This window comes from Magnetococcales bacterium (assembly GCA_015232395.1).
In the GTDB taxonomy this organism is placed as follows: Bacteria; Pseudomonadota; Magnetococcia; order Magnetococcales; family JADFZT01; genus JADFZT01.
The window spans coordinates 1-17,218 of sequence record JADFZT010000066.1 but is presented as its reverse complement, the minus strand read 5'-3'; the positions used below and the strand labels follow the sequence as shown (position 1 = coordinate 17,218).

The following is a 17,218-nucleotide window of genomic DNA, read 5'->3' as shown; positions in this document are numbered from 1 at the left end:
GTGGGTTCAGCCAAAGATCTTAACGAACCAGGGGTATTTGCCGAGGGGCTGGTCATGGCCGCCCTCAATAACGATTTGGAAGGGTTGGCCCAATGGCTGGCGGGAGAGGATGACGTTTCAGCTCATCCATTCCGCAAGTGGTATCTCTATTTTGCCGAGCGCCTGACCGATATGGCCCCTCGTGTGGAATTGGGCTTTGCCTCCCGGGCCAAACGGGATACGCCGGTACCAAAAATCGGTCGCAACGATCCCTGCCCCTGCCAATCCGGAAAAAAATATAAACAGTGCCATCTGGATAAGGAAGAGGCCGTCGATTGGAAAATCGGCTCGCCGACTCCGGCCATCCGAGCCATGTCCGTAGCCCAGCTGATTCACCGCTTGCCTCTGGAAGCCCTCGATACCGTGCCCCTGGAGAAGGCTTCCCCCTTGGCCATCACCGAAATGGCTGGGGTCTATCACCGTACCGGCCAGGTGGATCGTGCCATGGAGCTGCTCAAGGGCGTTCTGGATGGAGAACGGGAAGATCCGCACATCCTCTTTGATTATTGGATAGCCCGTTATGCAGAGTGGTTGGTGGAAGCAGGCAGGCCCCCGGAGGCTGAGCAGTTCCTGATGGATGAATATGACGCCGCCCGTAAGGTGAAGGCGTGGCAGGTGGCTCAAAAACTGGCCGCATACTATCTGGACCAGGGAGACCCCGACAACGCCCAAACCTGGGTGGAAGTGGCCCTGGAAACCGCCCCCAACAACCCCTTCAACCACTATCTCAAGGGGTTGCTCCTGCACTATATGGAACAGTGGGAAGGGGCTGAAGAGTGCTACCAGAAGGCTCTGACCTTGAGCGATCAGTTCCGGGATGAGGAGCGGGCCTACATGACCCAGCTGGTTTCCGAGGGGCTACAGCAGGTCAAAAACCGCCAACCTGTCGGTGATGAAGCGGAAGAGGGTGTGGCTGCCGGAGATGAGAGTGGAGCTGCTTCATGAGTCGGTCCCACTACTGTAACGACGTTCGGGAAGCTGAAATCGACAAAAGGGTCACCCTCTGCGGTTGGGTCAATCGCCGCCGGGATCATGGCGGGGTGATTTTTGTGGATCTACGGGATCGTACCGGTCTGGTTCAGGTGGTCTTCAGTCCGGAACGCAATCCTGAAATTCACAGTCAGGCCCATGTGTTGCGCTCTGAATTTGTTATTCGGGTGGAGGGGCTGGTGACCCAGCGTCCTGGAGAGACCCAGAATCCCAACCTCGATACCGGCATGATCGAAGTGAATGTGGATCGGCTGGAAATCCTCAACGCTGCCAAGGCGATTCCCTTTCAGCTGGATGAAGAGGGGGTGGGCGAGGGAACCCGACTGACCCATCGTCACCTGGATCTCAGGCGACCGGCGATGCAGCATAATCTCATCTTTCGCCATCGGGTGATGCAGGCCATTCGTCGCTATCTGGACGAATCGGGCTTTTTGGAGATCGAAACGCCGATACTCACCCGCTCCACGCCGGAAGGGGCCCGGGATTATCTGGTCCCCTCCCGGGTCAATCCGGGGCAATTTTTTGCGCTGCCCCAATCTCCCCAGCTCTTCAAACAGCTGCTGATGGTTTCGGGTTTCGACCGCTATTTTCAGATTACCCGCTGTTTTCGGGATGAAGATCTCCGGGCTGATCGGCAGCCGGAATTCACCCAGGTGGATCTGGAAATGTCCTTCGTGGAGTCGGATGATGTCATGTCCACTACCGAAGGATTGGTCGGCAAGCTCTTCACCGATCTTATGGGGCAGGAACTTTCCTTGCCTATTCCCCGTCTTACCTACGCTGAGGCGATGGATAAATATGGTCTGGACGCCCCGGATGTGCGGATCGGGATGGAGCTGACCAACCTGACGGAGGCGATGAAAAACACCGGATTCAAGGTGTTTGCCAAAATGGCCAACCTCACCGGACCCGGCAACGAGCACGGTGCGGTCAAGGCCCTGCGGGTGCCGGGCGGTGCCAAGTTGACCCGCAAGTTGATCGATGAATATACCGAATATGTCAGTATCTTCGGGGCCAAAGGGTTGGCTTGGATCAAGGTGAATGCCCCCTGGCAGGAGGGGGGATGGCAATCTCCCATCGTTAAATTTTTCTCTGATGAGGAAAAAGAGGCGATTCGTACCCAAACCGGGGCTGAAAACGGCGATCTCATTTTTTTCGGCGCGGATAAGCTCAGCGTCGTCAACGAAGCGTTGGGCCGCTTACGGGTTAAGGTGGGGCAGGATCTGAATCTGGTGGCGGATACTCCATTCTCCTTCGTTTGGGTCACCGACTTTCCGCTTCTGGATTGGGATAACGACGCCAGGCGTCATGTGGCGGTCCATCACCCCTTTACCGCGCCTTTGAAGTCGGACATGGAAAAACTGGAAAAGGATTCCCCTGAGAATAATGAGGAAGCCTTGACCCATATTCGCTCTCAAGCTTACGACTTGGTGTTGAACGGCACCGAGGTGGGTGGAGGCTCCATCCGTATTCACGACCCCAACCAGCAGCGCCGCATGTTGGAGCTTTTAAATATCGATGCCGCTGAAGCAGAAGGAAAATTTGGCTTCTTGCTGAATGCTTTGGAGTATGGTGCACCTCCCCACGGTGGATTGGCCTTGGGATTGGACCGGCTGGTGGCCATTCTTCTGGGGGTGGAGTCCATACGCGATGTGATCGCCTTCCCCAAGACCCAAAAAGCGGTCTGCTCCCTGACCCAGGCCCCATCCGGGGTGGGCCATCTGCAGATGCGGGAGCTTTATCTGCGCTCTACCTTCCGGCCCAAGGAAGAAAAAAAAGCCGAATAAGCAGGAACTTTGGGTGGACTGTCTCACCTGAGTAAAGATGGGGGAGAGTGGGAATGAGCCCAGGAGGGGCTGTTTCAGCTCTCCCTGGCGAAGGGGTGTGTGCGGCTTCTGGAGTGGGAGCCAGCCAGTACAAGCATGGGAGAATCGGTGGACAAGGCGGATCAGAAAAAAATACTTTCCTCTCGGGAAATGGTGGCGGAATCCCAGGAATCGATCGGAGAGCTTTCGGAAGTAGCGGATCAAGCCTTGGAGAACTCATCTCCAGGAGGGAAGGCGCTTGCCAAGGATGGGCAGGCCAACCCTTCTCCGATATCGGAACCCCTGATGTATCATGATCAGGCCGGGGTTCATCATGACGTGGTCAAGGATTTTCTGGATCAGCCGGAGGCTTCTCCCGATCTGGAACTTTTAACCCACGGACAGGAACTCCTGGCTCGGGTGCGGGAGAGGATCAAGCGGGACAAAGAGAAGCGTTCCCGCAAAAAAAAGGAACGGGCCCGGAAGAAAAAAGAGCTTGCCCAGCTAGAGGCCCAATCAAAGGATATCCCTCCTCGGGTGACGGTGGTTCTTTCCGATACCGACAACGACCTCAAATCAGTCAAATATTCCCTCTGGATTGCGGGTATCTGTGACAAAAAGGGCCACTGGCGAAACCAAGCCAGAAATGTCCGCATTATTCACACCGGAGATTGGCTCAACAAGTGGAACCCGGAACCCCGGGTAGCCGATTTTTTTCAGGCCCTCCAGGAAAATGCCCCCAAGAGCTGTGAAGTGATCATGCTCTATGGCAACCACGAGGTGGAGCTTCTGAAAAAGCAGCATGAAGGGCGCAAAAACCGCTTGCACAAAAATCAGCTCGCGTTTATCCGTCGCCAGGATTTCATGTTTTTTGCCAACGGCACCCTCTATCTTCACGGTTATCCCACCTTTGGGCTGTTGCGGCTGCTGAAACAGATCAAGGATGAAAAAAAAGGGCTCAACGCCTTCAATAAACGGTTTCGCAAGGCGTTTGTGGAGGGGCGTTACGCCTTATTCAAGGATGAGGCGGGTCTGGAACTGGTGGGGGATATCCGCAAGGTCCGACAATATTATATCCACCCCTGTGAGGATGGCGAAAAAAAAGGCTTTAAAATCAGTCGGCTTTTGCAGGAGCTGGATATCAAAACCATCATCCACGGCCACCGTCCCAACGTTTTGGCCCAGGTGGATGATGAGCTGAAGATCGAAGTGCCTGGCATCCGCATCATCAACAACGACAACGCCGTCAAAAAAACAGGTCTGGGCGCGGCTATCGTCGATAAAAATGGCAATTTTCTCTTCGTCAACCTTCGGGAGCTTTACTGGGCCGGGGGGGAGCGACGCTTTCGTAAAAAAATCCGCAAGTTGATCGGCATGTAAGGACGACCGCCCCCCGATGTGGTGGCTCCATCATCCGGATTTAGATTCAACCATCCGGAAGGGTTTGGTTTTCCTTGAGAGCAAGCGCCTGGGACCATTCTCGGATAGTGCTGACCTCTTCTGCAGGAATGCCCAGGGATTCCAAAAAATCCTGATGGGCTTCCGGCGCGCTTTTTTCAAACAGAGCGTGCCATTTCCTCATGCCCGCTTCATCCAGCCCCACCCCTGCCAACAGCGCGACCCACCCCGACTTGGTAATGATCCGGGAGCGTTTTTTGATATCCCCTTTTTGTAGCAGAGAGGCGATCACCTGCTGCTGACCTCGCAGGTGGCTGATCTCTTGATTGAGTTGGTTTAAACGTTCCTCCAGAGCCGCTTCAAGGGTGTTGCTGGTGGGTATTAACAAGGTAGCGATGGTTTTCAGCGGTAGCCCTGCCTCCCGTAGGAGGACGATGCGCTCCAGTTTTTTAAGATCGGACGGCTCATAAAGGCGATAGCCGCTGGGAGTGCGACCGGAAGGTTTAAGCACGCCTTGTCTGTCGTAATAGAGCAGGGTAGAGCGGGAGAGGTGAAAGCGCTTTGCCAACTGGCCGATGGTCCACATGAACAACGCTCCGGTTGTGGTGGAAAGGATTGGGTGGCCCCCCGGAAGGAGCCACCCAAAGCTTGGCTGACGAGCTGCTTTAGGCGTTGCGAATCTGGTGAATCTCATCCGGGGAGATTCCCAGCCACTCCAAAAAAGCTTGATGACCTTCGGGCTGCTGTTTTTCAAACACCTGATGCCAGCGTTTCATCTGAGCCTCATCAAGACCGGTCTCTTTGAAGATATCGATCCACTGTTCTTTGTTCATGGTCTGCATGTTGATCTCCTGGCTGAATTTCAAATGAAAAGGGTAGGGGGTGGCCATCCCATGAACGACAGCTTGAACTGTGAAGTTATGGTCGGGTCAAATCTTATTTTATGGATGGAAGGTTTTTTGCTGGATGGGTTCTGGGAGTGGGCACTGGCGCTACCCCTAAAAGGGGGGGGCCGCTTCCGAATCATCCATTTTTTCTCAAGCCCTGAGCCGTGTTTTCTTTTCCAGCATCCAACCTGACAAAATCAACAGGATAGGCGTTAGCCAAATGAGCCAAACCGATAGTTTTTCTGCCAGGTGGCGTTTAGCGGAATAGTCCCGGGAGGTATCGAAGTAGGGATTTTCAACAGGGTGTTGGAAGGCTTGTCTGAGGAGGTTGGCATCGAAGGGGGAGAGACCGGCTTGGGTGTAGGTGTCGTAAACCCGCTCTCCATCCTGATGCAGGGCTTCGAAGGAGCGACTGAAAAGGACGTTAAAGCTGGGATCGTGGACGTGCCACTCTCCCCTATAGCGCACTTCGTTCAGGACGTGCCCATCCAGAGCCAATATCCGGCTGGGAATGCCATTTTGTTCCAGAATGTTATTGAAGACAATGGCATGTTGGGAGCAAAGCCCTCCCCCCAGGCGGATCGCCTTTTGAGTGTCAATCCATTCATAAAATCCCAGATAGTGACTCACCCCCCATAGAATCCAGTTTTCCGTGAGAGTGGGTTTGGTCCTGGAGGAGGAGACCTGAATGATCCGGGACTCCACCAGGGCGGTGAGACGCTTGGCAAAGGCCTCGGGGGATTCGTCGGTCAGCTTTTTGGAACGCTGCCAAAAGTCGGCTTCGGAGAGGGGGGTGGGATCATTTTCCTTGAGCCCGGATTGTTTGGGATCAATGGTGCGATAATGAAACAGCCCGGTGAGGTTGAGCATTAGCAGCAGCAGGCCCAACAGCATCAGCAGGCGGCCTGCTCCGGGCCTTGCCATGGTGTCGCCAGAGGGGATCATGAGAGGCTCCTGAGCTTGGTGAAAAATGTCCTGAACCCAGCTACCGCCAGCACGAAAAGTCCCGAGACAAATAAAAATTCTGTGGGGTGAACGTAAGTTCCCCCCGGGGTAGCAAAAGCGGACACCACCACCATGTGGCCCATGTGGCCCAAAATCATGAACCAGGCCAATAGCGTCTCCCGTCCCCCGACGGTGATTGCCAACATCAAGCATCCCGCCAACAGAGGCCAAAAGCCAAAAAAGCGAATGGTTTGGGAATATTTCGCCGAAAAAATATCCTGCCAAGTGTTCCACATCATGGCAGCGAAGCGATCCCAATGTTGATGGATGATGGGCAAGGCAAACTGGCCTGGTAGCGGGGAGTGCAGGTTACGTCCATCCTCCAGCTTGATCAGAGTGGGGACGATGATCCGATATTTGTTGGGTTGCAGGAACTGCCAATCTTCGGTGAGGTGGGGGTTGGCCTTTTTAAAATCCGCCTTGGCCGCCATGATTTCCTGGAAAAAAATCCGGCTTTTTTCATCCGGCATCAGGGCGATATCTTCGGGTTCGGCAATCTGTAGGGCGGAGTAGGCCAGGGCCATGTGCCGATTGGCCATTACCGGGGGGGCGCCGGTTTTTAAATGCTTGGCTTGTAGAAATCCCTGGGTGATGGCGACAATCAAAACCCCGCAGGCAATGAGTATGGGCAAGAAAAGTCGCCAGCCCCGTTGCGCAATCCCCACCAAGCCCGCAATCCCCACCAAGCCAAAGGTAAAAACCTCTGCTGGACGGGTGAGATAGGCGAGGCTGGCGAGGGCTGCCATGGCCAGGAGATAGCGAGGCTGAAATTCCCTGAGAAAGAGCGCAAAGAGCCCCGCCAAGGCCAGATTGCATACCATAGAGAGGGGTTCCGAGGCGACAAAATCGATGAGACGGGTGCTGAACATGCCATGCCAGAGGGCTTGCCACACCTCAGGTAAAATCAGAGAGAGCCCCGCTATCAGGACAACCAGGGGAAACAGGGGCTGGATGGAGCCGGGGACAGGGGTGGGAGCGCTTGAAGGGGAATGGATGGGCCCCTTTGACCTTCTCCAAAACACCAAAAAGAGCAGTCCCCCAGGCAGCAGCAGCCAGAAGGGAAAAGGAAAATCCCATGCGCCGGTCACATTCTTGTTTTGAAACGCCAAACCCAGCACCAACAAAGAGGCCATGGGGGGCGGAATCCAGCTGGATAAAGCATAAAAAACAAAAAGATAGGCGACCACCAGCGCCAGCCGTTGAAGAGCAGCCACCCGAACCAGAGGATGAGACCAATCCCCCCATATCGGCAGGTAGAGCTTGTTTTCCAGGCGATAACGGTTAACCGCCTTTTTGGTCTCCAACGGATGGGCCACCAACTGCATGAAATAGTAGCTTCCCGGCCCCCGATAGCTGTCCCGGTCCATGGGATAGTGGGTATAGGAGTAGGAGTCGGGTTGAATCTTGAAGCGGTTAAGGTGGGGAATCTGCTGAATCACCAGTGCTGTGATAAGGGTGAGCAGAAGCCAGACGAAGAGCACTCTGCCAAAGGAAACCTCCCATCTGAAACCTGCCAGCAGAGCGGCCCCGGTGAGGCATAAAACGCTTGCTATAACCCCAAACAGGGATATCTTATTGATCCAGTGAGGATCCCAGCCGTGCCAGGGTTGCAAAAGCTGCCTCTGCAGGAGATAGCTCCGACCATTTTGACCCGGATTGCTGCCGTCGGAAGCGGAAAGTATGAGAGCATTTTCCCCAAGATGATACACCCCATGAATGACTTCGGAATCCCGAGGTAGATCCACTGAGACGAGTCTGGTGCCATCCTCCCACACTTCCCACCCCCCTCCGGCATGATCCCGGGTGAGATGCTCGGGAACCTGATTGGCGAGTCGGGCATCTATGGAAAAAAAGGGTTGATGCTGGGATAAGCTGGCCAGATCAAATCGGTAGCTGCTCCCTGTGAGGTGGCTTATTGGCAGGTGGTCGGCAGAGAGGGCAATAACCTGTTGGTTTGCTGGCCAGAGGGAGCGTAAAAAATGGTCCGATCCGACAAATATCTGGCTGCCCCCCCCCAAGAGCAGGAGCAGGAAAATCAAAAAATGTCTGTGTTTAATTTTCGGCATGATTCCAAATTCCTGTATTCTATCATCATCCAGAACAGCAGGATTGCTCAGTCCCGGGAAGCCATAGCCTATCCTGATACGCCGTTGCCTGTTTACGCTCCGTTGTGGTATGGGAACTCGGAGGAGCTGGTGTGATGGCTTGGGTGTTCAGGTTATCATCATTGATGTAAAAACATATCCCATCCTCCCCAAGAAGGGATATAGTGGAACATATCGTACATTTTTAAAAGGACGGTGAATGATGCGTCTTCTCGGTTTCATCGCCATTTTTGGCCTGTTTTTTTGGGGTTCCGGTTGGGGTTTGGAGCCTGGTTTTCTCATGGCCCAGGAAAACCCACCTTCCCTTTCCTGCAAAAACAATCAAGCAAACTCTCTTTTGCAGGTGATCGCTCTGGGAGACTCCAGGCGTCCCAACACCGATGCCAAATACCGTATCCTGGAGGCTGTTCTGGAGGAGGAGCCGGACCTGTTCATTCATCTGGGGGATATGGTCCCTGCTTCGACTGCTGATTTTTGGCAACGCTTTGATCGGGAAGAGGGACGTATTCTCCAGGCGGGAATTCCCTTTCTACCGGTGGTGGGCAACCACGAATATTTTACCGAATCCTGGCTCAATGAAACCCCCTTGGAGCCTTTTTTTGAACGTTTTCCAGAACTCAATGGCTCCAGCTGGTATCGCTATACCTGTGGCCCTTTGGAACTATTGGCGTTGGATGGGGAGTTGGGGCTTGAGGAGGGTGGGGCGCAGCATCGCTGGCTTGAAAAAATACTGCAAACCCCGAAGGAAGGGCGTTTTCGTCTGGTGGGGGTGCACTATCCCCCGGTGAGCGGTATGGGCTTTAAAAGTTGGCCTTGGAAGAAAACCCTTTTCGCCTTTTTTGCCAATTTGGCAGCTGGGGAGGATCAGCAGGTGGATATGGTGCTCTCCGGCCATATCCACAACTATGAACGGTTCGAAAGGTTGGGCATCCATTATGTAGTGAGCGGTGGTGGTGGCTCTCCTCCCAACGTGATTCACAACCGCTTGGCGGATGATCTCTACTATGGCCCCGAAGCCAATTATCACTATATGCGCTTCACGATCACCCCACGGCATATATTGGGAGAGATGGTTCGTTTTGATCCTGAAACCAAGGAGTTCGAAGTGACGGATGCTTTCCGTGTGACTGATTGAGGGAGGCTTTCGGGACCACTTCAGCAGGTGGCAGGTGCTGGGCAATCCAGCCGAAGCGGATGGCGAGGGGGCTCATCAGGGGGATTTATACAGAGTGGGTGCATATTTTTGATCCTCCTCAATGATGTGCTCAATGAGCCATTTTTTTAAAAAATTGCCAAAATCGTAGCTGAGGGCTTCCCGGTCAGTGGTTTCAGCCAACTGCGCCCGAAACTGCTGAACCTGCTCTTTAAGCTGGGCGTGTGTCTCCTGATGGTGGGGCAGATCAGGATAGCCAGCCTCTGCCAATACCTTTTCCTCAAAGCTGAAATGTTCTTCGGCATAGGCTGTCAGTTCCTCACTTAAGGCATCGACCACCGAACCACCAAATCCGCAATCCCAGGCGTCGTTAAGCACCCGGAACATCAGGAAAATTTTATAGTGCTGCTGATCGATTTGGGCATGACCGGTATTCCAGGCATCGTTCCAGTTGTAAAGATCCATCATGGGAAGGCCTTTTTGATTCAGGAAGGAAAGGTCAGAGCAGCTTTGCCCATTCGGCTCTGAGATGTCAACCAGGGTTTATGGTGACTTTCTCAGCGGAGCGTTTGGGCTGACAATAGCTGGGGGCCTGGCCCAGCTGACCGAAAAAAGGCAGCCGTATACCTGGGGGATGGTGTGTCAGCCCCAGGGAAATTCCCATAAAGTGGACCTCAACCCCCAGTTCTGGTCCCCAAGCGATTCCAGCCAACCCCAACAGAGAAAATTGCATCCCCCCTTTGGTGGAGGGTGCAGCCATGAGTGCCCCTTCCGGGAGATAATCCTTGCCGATGGCGGTGGCTGGAAGGTTGAGGGGAAGCTCTGGCACTTGTCGCAAAATATGGGCGATGAAGGTATTGGAGTTGGGGCCTGGAAAGAGGCGATAGGTGTCGGGATGGGGATAGCTTTGGGCTGCTGCCAAAATTTTGGGAATGGCCCGTTCCGCTTTCGGGCCACAGAGCTGATTAAGCAGAGTAGGTCTTGCGGCAAACCACAACCGGTCGGGAACATCCTCCTGGACCACCACCACCGGCAATCCTCGCCAGCTCCGCCAGCCGACCACTTGTAGCACCACATAGTGATCGGCCTGCTTTTCCTTGATGGCGATCCAGGTATGTACCCCAAACAAGCCCCGCCAGCTGAAGGCCCGGGCGGCATAAAGCTGCACCAGTGCTTCAGGGATTTCTTGGGGAAGGGGAGCGATCCCGGCGCTGCTGCGGTCTGCGGTGCGCCAATTGAGCCCAAAACGAACTTCTCCCGTCGCCACCAGAATGATGGCCGGAATCAAAAAAACACCCAAAATCAGGAGTGTGCGCAGGGACATGGTGGCCGAAGGGATATCGGGTTGATCAGAGTGGGGATGCCTGATTCATTTCGATAAAATAGGCCGCATGACGAAAGGAAAGCAATGATTCGGGCATAAAACAGTGGGGGAGGTCAGAGGACAATAGCGACCAGGGGGGTAAAAAAGAGTGACAGGGAGAGTATGGAAAGAGAGGGTCAGATGATAGCGACAGGGAAAGAGGGTCTGGTTTGTTTGGGGAAAACAGGATTTATTCCAGCTGAAAAAAAAGCCAATGATGCAAGATCAACCACGACAGAAAAAAAAAGGGGCAAAGCCAAAGGCTCTACCCCTTTTTTCGATCGCAAGCCGGAAGGCCTGCTTTTTTCGATCATAAGCCGGAAGGCTTATTCTGCGGCAGCCTCTTCAGCCGGTGCGGCCGGAGGAGGAGCGCCCCAGGGGGTACCGTAGGCTGGGGGGGCACCGTAAGGGGCACCATAACCGCCACCGTAAGGATAGCCGCCATAGGGGGCGCCGTAGTAGCCGTTGTTCCAGCCGTTGTTCCAGCCGTTGTTGTTATTCCAGGCATTGTTGCCGTTCCAGGCGTTGTTGCCAGTGCCGGAGCCAGCCACGTCGCCGCCCATGCCGAAGTTGAAGTTGCCGTTGGCGCGACCGTTGCCGGAGCCGTTGCCGTAGCCGTTGTTGCCCCAGTTGTTGCCCCAGTTGTTGCTGTTGCCCCAGTTATTGTTGTTGTAGGGACCATTGTTCCAACCACCAGGTCCACCCCAACCCCAAGCGGAAGCCTCGCTAGTGGTCAACAGCATAGCACTGCCCAAGAGGGCTGCAACAGCCAGTACACCGAGAGTTTTCTTCATGATTTTCTCCTGTAAGGTTTAAGTCTAAACAATAATGAACGTAAAGAATCCGTCTATTTTCTTGCTAGCCTACGATGTCACTGTTGGCGCACAAGAGCAAAAAAAAAATGAGGCACGGTGAATATTCGAATATTATTAAATGCTAATATACAGGGGATTTCATGAATTGCAAGTGAAAAAAATGAGGTAAAAACAGGGGAACCATTTTGTCGGCTATCTGTCTTAGCTACTGGAAAACTTTAACAAAATGGTGAGCCGTGTTACCCGTTTTGTCTCTTTAGTCGGCTTTGGACAGTACCCGCCGCCAAAGATTCCACACATTCTCCTTTTGCCCTGTCCAGGTTCAATTCTGGGAAAATTTACCGATATTTCGGCAGCCGGTTTTGGGCAATGTTTGATAATCCTCTGCCAACCTTTTGATCAAACAGGAAAACAAATGAAAAGTGCCCCCCGCGAGATCCGGGTTCCCCACCGCAAGATTCCCTTGAACATCCCCGAAGGGATGACCCCGGTGGAATTTTTTAACAGTGCCACCAACCTGCGCCATCTGGCCGGGGAAAATGGTTTGGTCAGGACCGCAGAGGATTTTTTGCTCTATCGCAAGGCCATCGGCCACAGTCTGGAGTTTGACGCCTCCATCATTTTGGATACCTCCCAACGGGTACTTGATCCCTTGGGACGCCCGGTGCGACGGGATCAACTGACCCAGCGGGAAAAGATTATCTGGTCCCGGATGACCCAGGTGGTGTTTGAAGCGATGTTGGAAAAATATCCCGATCCGGACAAGGCGTTGGTCTTTTGCGGGGAGGCGAGCCTGGATGCCACCTGGCCTTTGAGCAAGCGGGGGGTTCCCAGCATTCGCATGATCCACAATCATTTTATTGTCTATAAGAATCAGGATCTGATCAACGCCAAGATGGCTGATCCGGAAGATCCCAATCTGGATGACAGTGGCCACAACGGGCTTTTTCTGCATCTATTGAGCGAGGTTTACCATCGTTTTCTGGAGGTGTTGAATCTGGAAGTTCTTGTCCCCATCGCCACCGATGATTCGCGCCTTAAGATCACCGGATTTCCCCAAGGATTGCCCAGTTGGGAGGTGAAGGGTGGTGCAGAGGCGCTGAAGACCGCCCGCTTTTGGGAGGAGTACGATATGGTGCTGCGGGGGTTTCTCGATTTTTACCGGACCTTTTTTTCCCAGGTTTCCGCCAATGCCGTGGCGGTGCCTGATGGGGCCAGCTTTCCGGATCAGGTGGAAAACGTTCTGCTTTTCAACAACACTTTCATGAGTGCGGCCCGCATGGTTCGGCTCCGGGTGTTGGAAGATCCCCGCTTTGCCAATGAAATTCGCTGGCGTCCCGCCTATAAACAGCTGATTTATCGGGATTGTGCCGATCGCCTGATTGTCACCATCAGTCAAAATTCAGTGGGGAATGCCATTACCGAGCTGTTGGGGATCGTGGTCAAGCGTGTTCCGGACGAGCAGGCCTATGCCCAGGCAGAGCCCGCCTTGATGGAGCGACTGCTGGATGTGCGCAATCGATTGGTGGCAGCTGATCTGGGAGAACCGGTCAATACCCCTTCCTGGCCCAATGGCCAGTTTATTCCAGCAAAGGATGCGTCGGGCTCACGTCAATACGGCCGACGCAGTACGGATTGAGGGGGGCTTGGGGGTGGTATGATATGCGGTTGTGGTGCGAGGGGGGTGGGCAAAATCAGGTTTGTCAGTGGCTGGTTGGGGCATCGGCAAACCTGAGCCCCCTGTCCAAAGGGTCACATCGCATTTGGATCAGGTTCAGAGGGAAAGATTTGGGGGTAGAGTGGCTCAGGCTCACAGGGGGCAGGGGTTGGTGGGGCAGCGCACCTGATGCCCCCCTGTGAGACCCCTTAAGCGGCCCAACGGTAGGTTTCGTTGCGGACTTTGTCGGGGGTCATGCCAGCCAGGGCGCATACGAGCTTGAAGACGTCCCCTTCACCGGTCAACCAGACTCGGGCTTCCTGTTGCGCTTGGAGGGAACCGTTATGGCTGTCGTTGGCACTGGTGTTGGCGGTTTTTAGACCATGTTCGATCATCTGGCGCCACACCCGGGTGTCCGGTTCGGGGTTGTCCAGGTCTACTTGCTTGGAGTTCAGATGAGACTTCATGGGGTTTTGCTCCTTCCCAAAGGGATTTGTTTTAGATCTTAAAGAGGGAATTAGCAGGTTCCATGCCAGACATATGATGGACCCCAGATTTGAGACAGTCAGATAAGCGACACTTCGCCCTCAACCAGGAGGAGCGATGATGATCAAAAGAAAGCGAAGAGTGCATAGTTCTGAGTTCAAGACGCAGGTTGCACTGGCGGCGCTGAAAGGTGAGGAGACGGCGGCTCAGTTATCGAGCTGTTTTGGCGTTCACGCCACCATGATCCACAGCTGGAAAAAAGGCACTTCTGGAAAATGCCGTCAGTCTGTTTGACCGTGGTAATCGGGCTGAGAAGGACCAGGAGGCATTGGTTGGCGAGCTGTACAAACAGATTGGTCAACTAACCGTGGAAAAGGGTTTTTTATCCAGAAAGCTGGGGCCTTGAGCCCTCCTCGGCGTCGGGAAATGGTGGAGCGTAGAAATAAGACTCTCAGCGTGGCTCGCCAGTGCAGCCTGCTGGGGATCAGTCGATCATTGGGTCTACCAAAACCCTCAGAAATAGAAACACCTCTCAATGATCAAGTTGATAACGCTCATCAACCGGCAACTTCTGGAGATGCCTTATTACGGCTCCCGGAAAATGGTGGTATGTCTGCGGCAGCAGGGATATCCCGTTCACCAGTCTCTGGGGTACCGGACACCAGATCAGATCTACTTTGGAGTTCCGGGACAACATCTTGAAAAGGCTGTTTGAATTTTCAGGAAGGTGCTCCAGAAAGTGCCATATGGAAAAGGGGGAACGCCCGCTATAGCTGTGGAAAACGAAAAAGCTGTTTCCCACAACCATGCTCCCCTTCACCTTGTGATGGTGAAAAACCGATTTATAAAAATTTTAAAGTCAAAGCCTGAAAACCAAACGGCCATTTTCAACGGGCAAGGTGTAGCTTAATCCATTCGAATTTCTGTCCTGGACATGAGGTCCACCTCACTCGTTTAAGTTTGCACTGAAATCAGGTAGGGACTGTATTCCATCTTTTCCATGGAGTATGCAAATCATCAATTCCTAGAAGATCCTTTCCGAAAGGAAAGACAATATTCAGTTCGTTTCTTAAAGATCGGGGGTTAAATCTAGGGTTGTCGAGCAGGTGATTGACTAGATATTGTTTCATTCCATCCACTCGATTTTCAGGATTGATTTTTTTTGCTATCATGTTTTGCTCTAAAAATAATTTTTCTGGAATTTCATTAGATCTTCTGAAGAACTCTCGCACAAGCATCTCGTATACTGGGGGAGTTTTAATGTTTTTCTTGAGAAGGTTTTTGTTGTCAATCCAGTCTACAATAAACTGCCTGTTATGTTCACCTGAAAACATCTCAGGACAGGAAGATGAGATCCGTGCAATATTACAACGGATGATTTCTTCATCACTACTAGTTGAGATTAAGCCTCCACCAATTTTACCTGAAAAATTGTTTTCTACGATGTCAGCAACATCCTGAAATCCGCCTTCTTTTCGAAAAAAAGAAACCCATTTTTTTCTTAATTTTTTAGAGGCTGGGGTCTTGAAATTGTGTATAAAATAGGAATTTTTATTTGTCATTGACGATTCTGTTGCAAGATTCCAAATCAAATCTAGACCATGTTGAATCGAAGTTTCTGGGCTTGCAACTAAAACTAAAACTGACCCTCCACGAAAAGATCTTATTGTTTTTCCGTAATTGTTGGTCTGGTCATATATAGGAAGCAATCGAACAGACTGGGCTCCACGACTGAAATTTCTGTCATGCAGTGTGTTCAGTTGTGATATGTGCGGTATGCCATCATAAATTGCATGGTATTTTCCTTCCTGATAAAATTCAGATCGATATTGATCAAAATCCTTTTCAAAAGAGAACCCATTCTCATGAGCATGGTCGTAATAATCACTAACCACATTCAACCATTCATGCCCACCTACTCCTGATAAAAATTTATTGTGTGGTTTGTTGCTGTTCAGATATTTGTTTCGACACAATTCTTCGAATCTGTGCCCAAACATGTTCGAAGTTATGGTAGGATGGATGGTCCTATACTGTTTAGAACGGTTTTTAATGCTGTTAATGATTGCAGCCACACTATTGTCAGATATTCCTCCAAGAGCTTTTCGTTTAACAATAAAACATCGAACATCTAAATGCCAAGGTATGGCTAATGCCTCCATATGGCTGTTTGATATTCTGACGATGTCATCCAAATTAAAATGATTGAAGAAATCATCTTTTTCTATGATTGCGGCCAAATTAACTAGGCATCCATTGTGTTGTTTCAGTAAGTGATTTGCTTTGTGCACCCAAGAACTTCCCAGCTCAAAAATATGTAATGTTCTTTCATATTTAGGCTCAGCTGAAAGCACCGATCTAGACCGTTCTTCGAAAAAATCAAGCGCATTTCCCCAGGTTATTTCTGGGACAATACGGGTAACTATTGTTGATTTGTCCCTGCAAAAATCATCCAGCCGCTTTACATCATCAAATTGTGCATGATTTTTAATTGGGTAAAAATAAATCTTTCTTGGTTTCGGCTTTATTTCATCAAGTTTCTTGAAGTGCTCGACAAGGTGTCGAATTGTATTGTATGAAAGAAATGCACCTACTGAAAGATTTATCAGGAAAGATCTTCTTGACTTATTGGTTGTATTTTTGTTGCCAGAAGTGTTTTTAAATGTCTCCCCGGAAGAGAATCCTCCTTGCAGTAATGTGTGAACAACAAATTTTGATGCATTTTCAGCAGCTTTTTCTTGATTTTTTCTTTCAATAAGTTTAGATTTCTTTTTGTTTCCATCCCCAAAATCGCTTACAGCCTTGACAATAACCCATTCTTTTTTCCATCGCTCAGCTGCAGCATAAAGTCCTGCACCCTCCATCTCACCACCAAGTGCTTCTGGATAACAACGAATAAGTTCATTTCGAAAGACTTGGTTGTCAACCAGAAATTCTCCACTCAAAAGCAATCCGTGTGTTACTTTGGTTTCAGAAAAAGTATCTCTAGCTGCTTTTAGGCGACTTAAAAGAACAGCAGATGCCGTGACCATATCGCCTCTGTATGTAATGTTTTGGCCAACTCGCTGTAAGGAATAGTTTTTTAACTGTTGTGAGACAAGAATTTCCCCTAGACCTCTTTTCAATCCAAATGCAATTCCAGTCATGATAATATATTTTGGGTCTATGTCTTCAATAGCTTTTGAAATAGTCGCATAGGATCCATCAAGTTGTCCAGACCCCATCCCACTCTCTACTGTATACACTCTTGCTTCTTTTATGGTCCCAAAATCCCAAAAAGATAGTTTATCGCTGTGATGTATCTTTTTTTGTTTTGTATATTTTGATAGTTCCTTGTGCAAAGCGCCCGTTTCTGTTTTTGTTGCTGTCACTAAAATAACATCACATTTTTTGTTGTTATTTTCCATGGGGCACCTTGGATATTATGAAAAATAAAATTGGTTAGATGATCACCCAATGCAAGCATGTCTCTGCTACTTTGCTACATGCCGGTTAGAAGTGTTTTTAAATGGCGG

General features: G+C 51.3%; 15 protein-coding genes. 6 read left to right on the top strand and 9 right to left on the bottom strand.

What is annotated here, in order from left to right; all coding sequences use genetic code 11:
- The 3 genes from HQL52_15700 to HQL52_15690 all read left to right on the top strand — a co-directional run bounded on the left by HQL52_15700 (position 1) and on the right by HQL52_15690 (position 4,214).
- On the top strand, positions 1–984 hold the full coding sequence (locus HQL52_15700; GenBank protein ID MBF0370894.1) for an SEC-C domain-containing protein: 984 nt from the start codon (positions 1–3) through the stop codon (positions 982–984).
- On the top strand, positions 981–2,816 hold the full coding sequence (aspS, locus tag HQL52_15695) for an aspartate--tRNA ligase (GenBank protein ID MBF0370893.1): 1,836 nt from the start codon (positions 981–983) through the stop codon (positions 2,814–2,816). Before HQL52_15700 ends, aspS begins: the two co-directional genes overlap by 4 nt.
- A gap of 135 nt (positions 2,817–2,951) precedes the next feature.
- Positions 2,952–4,214: a metallophosphoesterase gene (locus tag HQL52_15690; GenBank protein MBF0370892.1), complete on the top strand. Its 1,263-nt coding sequence runs from the start codon at positions 2,952–2,954 to the stop codon at positions 4,212–4,214.
- A gap of 46 nt (positions 4,215–4,260) precedes the next feature.
- Here HQL52_15690 and HQL52_15685 read toward each other — a convergent pair whose 3' ends face one another.
- The 4 genes from HQL52_15685 to HQL52_15670 form a co-directional block, all read right to left on the bottom strand.
- Positions 4,261–4,818 carry a MerR family transcriptional regulator gene (locus tag HQL52_15685; protein MBF0370891.1) on the bottom strand — a complete coding sequence of 186 codons (558 nt, stop codon included), beginning with the start codon at positions 4,816–4,818 and terminating at the stop codon, positions 4,261–4,263.
- A gap of 79 nt (positions 4,819–4,897) precedes the next feature.
- A complete protein-coding gene (locus HQL52_15680; protein MBF0370890.1) occupies positions 4,898–5,074 on the bottom strand; it encodes a hypothetical protein in 177 nt (58 codons plus the stop codon).
- Between the two features lie 195 nt (positions 5,075–5,269).
- Positions 5,270–6,064 carry a hypothetical protein gene (locus HQL52_15675; protein MBF0370889.1) on the bottom strand — a complete coding sequence of 265 codons (795 nt, stop codon included), beginning with the start codon at positions 6,062–6,064 and terminating at the stop codon, positions 5,270–5,272.
- Positions 6,061–8,190 carry a hypothetical protein gene (locus tag HQL52_15670; protein MBF0370888.1) on the bottom strand — a complete coding sequence of 710 codons (2,130 nt, stop codon included), beginning with the start codon at positions 8,188–8,190 and terminating at the stop codon, positions 6,061–6,063. Before HQL52_15670 ends, HQL52_15675 begins: the two co-directional genes overlap by 4 nt.
- A gap of 238 nt (positions 8,191–8,428) precedes the next feature.
- Between HQL52_15670 and HQL52_15665 the strand changes: the two genes are divergently transcribed.
- Entirely contained in the window at positions 8,429–9,364 is a 936-nt protein-coding gene (locus HQL52_15665) for a metallophosphoesterase (protein MBF0370887.1), read from the top strand.
- Positions 9,365–9,439: 75 nt separating this feature from the next.
- On the opposite strand, the gene HQL52_15660 is transcribed toward HQL52_15665, so the two are convergent.
- From HQL52_15660 to HQL52_15650, 3 genes are all read right to left on the bottom strand, one after another.
- On the bottom strand, positions 9,440–9,850 hold the full coding sequence (locus HQL52_15660; GenBank protein MBF0370886.1) for a hemerythrin family protein: 411 nt from the start codon (positions 9,848–9,850) through the stop codon (positions 9,440–9,442).
- Positions 9,851–9,914: 64 nt separating this feature from the next.
- A complete protein-coding gene (locus tag HQL52_15655) occupies positions 9,915–10,706 on the bottom strand; it encodes a DUF3750 domain-containing protein (GenBank protein MBF0370885.1) in 792 nt (263 codons plus the stop codon).
- Positions 10,707–11,071: 365 nt separating this feature from the next.
- Positions 11,072–11,539, bottom strand: coding sequence for a hypothetical protein (locus HQL52_15650; GenBank protein MBF0370884.1), 468 nt, complete (start codon positions 11,537–11,539; stop codon positions 11,072–11,074).
- 436 nt (positions 11,540–11,975) lie between these two features.
- On the opposite strand from HQL52_15650, the gene HQL52_15645 reads away from it, so the two are divergent.
- Positions 11,976–13,199, top strand: a complete 1,224-nt coding sequence (locus HQL52_15645) for a hypothetical protein (protein MBF0370883.1) — start codon at positions 11,976–11,978, stop codon at positions 13,197–13,199.
- Between the two features lie 227 nt (positions 13,200–13,426).
- Here HQL52_15645 and HQL52_15640 read toward each other — a convergent pair whose 3' ends face one another.
- A complete protein-coding gene (locus HQL52_15640) occupies positions 13,427–13,684 on the bottom strand; it encodes a hypothetical protein (protein MBF0370882.1) in 258 nt (85 codons plus the stop codon).
- A gap of 136 nt (positions 13,685–13,820) precedes the next feature.
- Here HQL52_15640 and HQL52_15635 point away from each other — a divergent pair, with 136 nt between their 5' ends.
- The gene (locus HQL52_15635; protein ID MBF0370881.1) at positions 13,821–13,997 is read left to right on the top strand and encodes a transposase; all 177 of its coding nucleotides are present in this window, start codon (positions 13,821–13,823) and stop codon (positions 13,995–13,997) included.
- Positions 13,998–14,674: 677 nt separating this feature from the next.
- Here HQL52_15635 and HQL52_15630 read toward each other — a convergent pair.
- Positions 14,675–17,110: a hypothetical protein gene (locus tag HQL52_15630; GenBank protein MBF0370880.1), complete on the bottom strand. Its 2,436-nt coding sequence runs from the start codon at positions 17,108–17,110 to the stop codon at positions 14,675–14,677.
- Between the last annotated feature and the right edge of the window lie 108 nt (positions 17,111–17,218).

What these genes read in the sequence shown, in the direction of transcription:
- aspS (MBF0370893.1), top strand. Translation starts at nt 981, where the DNA reads ATGAGTCGGTCCCACTACTGTAACGACGTTCGGGAAGCTGAAATCGAC.
- HQL52_15690 (MBF0370892.1), top strand. Translation starts at nt 2,952, where the DNA reads ATGGGAGAATCGGTGGACAAGGCGGATCAGAAAAAAATACTTTCCTCT.
- HQL52_15685 (MBF0370891.1), bottom strand. Translation starts at nt 4,818, where the DNA reads ATGTGGACCATCGGCCAGTTGGCAAAGCGCTTTCACCTCTCCCGCTCT.
- HQL52_15680 (MBF0370890.1), bottom strand. Translation starts at nt 5,074, where the DNA reads ATGCAGACCATGAACAAAGAACAGTGGATCGATATCTTCAAAGAGACC.
- HQL52_15675 (MBF0370889.1), bottom strand. Translation starts at nt 6,064, where the DNA reads ATGATCCCCTCTGGCGACACCATGGCAAGGCCCGGAGCAGGCCGCCTG.
- HQL52_15670 (MBF0370888.1), bottom strand. Translation starts at nt 8,190, where the DNA reads ATGCCGAAAATTAAACACAGACATTTTTTGATTTTCCTGCTCCTGCTC.
- HQL52_15665 (MBF0370887.1), top strand. Translation starts at nt 8,429, where the DNA reads ATGATGCGTCTTCTCGGTTTCATCGCCATTTTTGGCCTGTTTTTTTGG.
- HQL52_15660 (MBF0370886.1), bottom strand. Translation starts at nt 9,850, where the DNA reads ATGATGGATCTTTACAACTGGAACGATGCCTGGAATACCGGTCATGCC.
- HQL52_15655 (MBF0370885.1), bottom strand. Translation starts at nt 10,706, where the DNA reads ATGTCCCTGCGCACACTCCTGATTTTGGGTGTTTTTTTGATTCCGGCC.
- HQL52_15650 (MBF0370884.1), bottom strand. Translation starts at nt 11,539, where the DNA reads ATGAAGAAAACTCTCGGTGTACTGGCTGTTGCAGCCCTCTTGGGCAGT.
- HQL52_15645 (MBF0370883.1), top strand. Translation starts at nt 11,976, where the DNA reads ATGAAAAGTGCCCCCCGCGAGATCCGGGTTCCCCACCGCAAGATTCCC.
- HQL52_15640 (MBF0370882.1), bottom strand. Translation starts at nt 13,684, where the DNA reads ATGAAGTCTCATCTGAACTCCAAGCAAGTAGACCTGGACAACCCCGAA.
- HQL52_15635 (MBF0370881.1), top strand. Translation starts at nt 13,821, where the DNA reads ATGATGATCAAAAGAAAGCGAAGAGTGCATAGTTCTGAGTTCAAGACG.
- HQL52_15630 (MBF0370880.1), bottom strand. Translation starts at nt 17,110, where the DNA reads ATGGAAAATAACAACAAAAAATGTGATGTTATTTTAGTGACAGCAACA.